The organism is Salinivibrio sp. SS2 (assembly GCF_001722075.1).
In the GTDB taxonomy this organism is placed as follows: Bacteria; Pseudomonadota; Gammaproteobacteria; order Enterobacterales; family Vibrionaceae; genus Salinivibrio; species Salinivibrio proteolyticus.
Genome location: NZ_MEBP01000040.1, coordinates 1 through 3,777, shown reverse-complemented (window position 1 = coordinate 3,777; position 3,777 = coordinate 1). Strand labels below are relative to the sequence as shown.

Here is a 3,777-nt window from a genome sequence, read left to right as displayed (position 1 = left end):
CTTGCGTTGCTCCCAACTTCCCTATCGCTTCCTTCAGACCCTGCCGTTGGCCAGCAACGCCCTTGCGAGTCGGATTATCTTCCCCTCAGTCGGGGCGATTCAGGTTTCTTTCAACCTGACGGGTTTGCCAGCTTCGCTGGGCAAACAAAAAAGCCCTGAACCAATTCGGTCAGGGCTTTTTTATCGGGCATTCGAAATGCCAATTATTTTACGCGGCTTACATACTCACCCGAGCGTGTATCCACTTTGATGACTTCACCGATTTGAATAAACAAAGGCACACGAACAACGGCCCCTGTGATCAGTGTCGCGGGTTTACCGCCAGTACCTTGGGTATCCCCTTTTAGACCCGGATCGGTTTCAGTCACTTCAAGTTCGACGAAGTTAGGTGGGGTAACCACGATTGGGTCACCATTCCACAACGTGAGTGTACAGGTGTTGTTTTCAACTAACCATTTGACGTTATCACCCACTGCACTCTCGTTGGCAGCGATTTGCTCAAAGGTTTCGTTGTTCATGAAGTGATAGAACTCACCATCTGTGTAGAGGTAGTCCATTTCCACATCGATCACATCGGCAGCTTCAACGCTGTCACCTGATTTGAATGTTTTCTCTAGAACCTTACCGGAAATCAGCTTACGGATTTTAACCCGGTTGAAGGCTTGGCCTTTACCAGGCTTCACGAACTCATTTTCGGTAATGACACACGGCTCGTTATCGAGCATAATTTTCAATCCGCCGCGGAATTCATTGGTGCTGAAAGACGCCATCTTGATCCTCTTAACATCTTCGAGTTTTCACAAATGTCGCACATCATAACCCGAATCCAGCCTGCTGTTGAGCGAAACTGGATCAAAGAACTCGCAGAGGGGATCACAGATCCCAAGGAACTGCTGCAACTGCTTGAAATTTCACCATCCGATTGGGAGGCAGGATTTAGTGCTCGTCGCCTTTTTGCCCAACGTGTGCCACGCAGTTTTGTGGCTAGGATGGAAAAAGGAAACCCTGATGATCCACTGCTAAAGCAAGTCCTCCCCATTGCCGACGAGTTTAATGACGTTGACGGGTTCAGCGCTGACCCACTGGAAGAACAAGACAATGCGATTCCTGGGTTGTTACACAAGTACCACAACCGTGTCTTACTGATCGTTAAAGGAGGCTGTGCAATCAATTGCCGTTATTGCTTCCGCCGCCATTTCCCTTATCAAGACAACAAAGGCAGTAAACGCGTATGGCAAGGGGCGCTGGACTATATCGCCGCCCATCACGAGATTGATGAAGTGATTTTATCCGGTGGTGACCCGCTGATGGCCAAAGATGAGGAGCTCGATTGGCTCATCAGCGCCATAGAAGACATAACGCATGTTAAGCGGCTACGCATTCATTCACGGCTACCTGTGGTGATCCCCGCTCGTGTCACTTCTGCGTTTACCGAGCGCTTATCGCGGTCACGTTTACAAGTGGTACTCGTCACCCACATCAACCACGCCAATGAGATTGATGCAGAATTAAGCCACAAACTCCACATGCTGCGACAAGCAGGGATCACGCTGCTTAACCAAAGCGTGCTTCTCAAAGGCGTGAATGACAGTGCGGATGCGTTGGTGGCACTGAGCCAAAGGCTGTTTGAGGCTGGCGTTTTGCCTTACTACCTGCATGTATTGGATAAAGTCCAAGGCGCCGCTCACTTTTTAATCTCAGACGATAAAGCGCGCGCCTTAATGCAAGACATTATCGGCCAGCTTTCCGGCTATTTGGTCCCCCGATTGACCCGAGAAATTGGCGGGCGAGCAAGTAAAACCCCGCTTGATCTGCATTTAGAGTGAATAATCAGTGACTTAATTAATATAAGCTGTTGATTTTTGTTTGCTTCCATGGCTTATTAGAGAGGAAAGCTCACCACAAGGATGTGTTATGTCTCTGATTATTCGTCAATACCACGCCGACGACATTCCGGCGATACGCGATATCTATGCGCAACCCAAGGCGCAAGCAGGCACCTTACAATTGCCGATGCCAAGCCTCGCCATGTGGGAAAAACGGCTTAATAACGTACCAGATGGCGTATACCCATTGGTTGCCGAGCTAGAGGGTAAAGTGGTCGGTAATCTCAGCTTCGTCATTGCCGCGAATCCTCGCCGTCGCCACGTTGTAGATATTGGCATGGGCGTTCATGATGCCTATCAAGGCCGCGGCATAGGCAGTGCGCTCATGGAAAAAGCGATCGATTTAGCCGAAAACTGGCTGAACGTATCACGGATAGAGCTAACCGTTTATACGGATAACGCGGCTGCGATCCACCTCTATCAAAAATTTGGCTTTGAAATTGAAGGCACCGCCAAACAGTTTGCGTTTCGCAATGGCGAGTTTGTCGATGCCCACTACATGGCGCGTACCCGCTAATCAAGCCACTCGGGGAAACAATCCGGTTTGGCGTAGCTAAGCCGACCAATGCGTGCGGTACGGTGGTAGCTATCTAAACCGCTAACCGCAACGCTGCCTGCTTGTTCAATATCTACGTAGCCATCATCTTTGACACACGATTCGGGCACATGAACTTCACTGATTTCTCCGATCAGTAAATGTGTACCATTAATTGCCAGCGTATGCTCTTCTCTCAACACTAATCCTAAGCGCACCGCAGCTTCTTGCACGTAAGGGGCATTGAAGCGCTCTCGCCATAATGGCGTCAGACCCACTTGATCAAACTCTGAGACGTCGTGAGGATAGCGTGCAGATGTCTGATGCGCGGCAGTGAGCATCGCCTCACTCACATGGTTGAGCGTATACACACCTAACTGACGAATGTTTTCAAGAGAATCCCGCACCACGGTATCAGGTCGGATAATCACTCCCATCAACGCCGGATTCGCGCCTAGGTGAAAAGCAGAGCTAACCATACACAAGTTCGTTTGTCGTTCAGCGTCGCTGGTTCCTAATAAGTTTGCAGACTTAAAGCCTGACAAGCTATTGATAAAGGCTGCGCGATAACGTTTTTCCATGCTCATGATGTCATCATGGCCGAACACACTCAAAGACATAACCTTCCTTATTTCAGTTGGCACTGTTGGCAACGTGCCCGCCCGGTTAATAATGCGGAGATCCGATACCGATGGCGGGCAAAAAACAAATAAGCTTGGTCCGCAAACCAAGCGATCACGGGCCAGCGTAACCAACTCACCCAATATCCCTTGCCTACCGCGTGCCATGCAGCATAGGTTGCGTCTAAACCATACACCATCTGTCCGTGACTATCTTTGGCGTGCAAAATGCGATTAGCGGCTTTGGGATCCACATCGGGGAAACGGGCTGCAAAATCGGAATGATGAATATCTTCCAGTATGAGCTGTTGGTTTTTATCCCAACGTGACAGCTTGCGCATTTCCTTGACGCATAACGGGCACAAACTGTCATAAAATAGCGTCACCATAAACGTCCCTCCTAACCTCGTCTTAATACGCATAACGACATCGGTACGATCAGGTGTTTAGGCCTATCCAGCATGGATAAAACCCACGTCAGCCAGTACTCAGCATAGCGATCCAAGCCTTATACGACCTATTAGGTAATCAAAGATGTGGGAAAAGTGTCGGTTGGTGTCTGTGTGATGAGGATATTGAATCGAGACGCACAGGGCTAATACACCCTCAAGATACATCGAGTAGGGTGAGGCGTTGCCGCCTCATCCCTCTCACAGAACCGTACATACGGACCTCGTATACGGCTCATGCACACTTCCATTCAGCATAAATGCTAAACACATGCCCTGTCCTTACC

Annotated in this window: 5 protein-coding genes; 2 read left to right on the top strand and 3 right to left on the bottom strand. The window is 49.4% G+C overall.

Annotated elements, in window-relative coordinates:
- Positions 1 to 203: 203 nt before the first annotated feature.
- Positions 204 to 770, bottom strand: a complete 567-nt coding sequence (gene efp, locus BGK46_RS02305; protein ID WP_069586864.1) for an elongation factor P — start codon at positions 768 to 770, stop codon at positions 204 to 206.
- A 33-nt stretch (positions 771 to 803) separates the two neighbouring features.
- On the opposite strand from efp, the gene epmB reads away from it, so the two are divergent.
- Positions 804 to 1,826, top strand: coding sequence for an EF-P beta-lysylation protein EpmB (gene epmB, locus BGK46_RS02300; RefSeq protein WP_069586863.1), 1,023 nt, complete (start codon positions 804 to 806; stop codon positions 1,824 to 1,826).
- 88 nt (positions 1,827 to 1,914) lie between these two features.
- A complete protein-coding gene (locus BGK46_RS02295) occupies positions 1,915 to 2,403 on the top strand; it encodes a GNAT family N-acetyltransferase (protein WP_069586862.1) in 489 nt (162 codons plus the stop codon).
- Here the strand turns inward: BGK46_RS02295 and BGK46_RS02290 are convergent.
- Positions 2,400 to 3,041: a flavin reductase family protein gene (locus BGK46_RS02290; RefSeq protein WP_069586861.1), complete on the bottom strand. Its 642-nt coding sequence runs from the start codon at positions 3,039 to 3,041 to the stop codon at positions 2,400 to 2,402. The two genes, BGK46_RS02295 and BGK46_RS02290, sit on opposite strands and share 4 nt — an antisense overlap.
- An 8-nt stretch (positions 3,042 to 3,049) precedes the next feature.
- The gene (locus tag BGK46_RS02285; protein WP_069586860.1) at positions 3,050 to 3,430 is read right to left on the bottom strand and encodes a thiol-disulfide oxidoreductase DCC family protein; all 381 of its coding nucleotides are present in this window, start codon (positions 3,428 to 3,430) and stop codon (positions 3,050 to 3,052) included.
- Positions 3,431 to 3,777 lie beyond the last annotated feature (347 nt).

Coding starts and splice junctions, on each gene's coding strand:
- efp (WP_069586864.1), bottom strand. CDS start 770: ATGGCGTCTTTCAGCACCAATGAATTCCGCGGCGGATTGAAAATTATG.
- epmB (WP_069586863.1), top strand. CDS start 804: ATGTCGCACATCATAACCCGAATCCAGCCTGCTGTTGAGCGAAACTGG.
- BGK46_RS02295 (WP_069586862.1), top strand. CDS start 1,915: ATGTCTCTGATTATTCGTCAATACCACGCCGACGACATTCCGGCGATA.
- BGK46_RS02290 (WP_069586861.1), bottom strand. CDS start 3,041: ATGTCTTTGAGTGTGTTCGGCCATGATGACATCATGAGCATGGAAAAA.
- BGK46_RS02285 (WP_069586860.1), bottom strand. CDS start 3,430: ATGGTGACGCTATTTTATGACAGTTTGTGCCCGTTATGCGTCAAGGAA.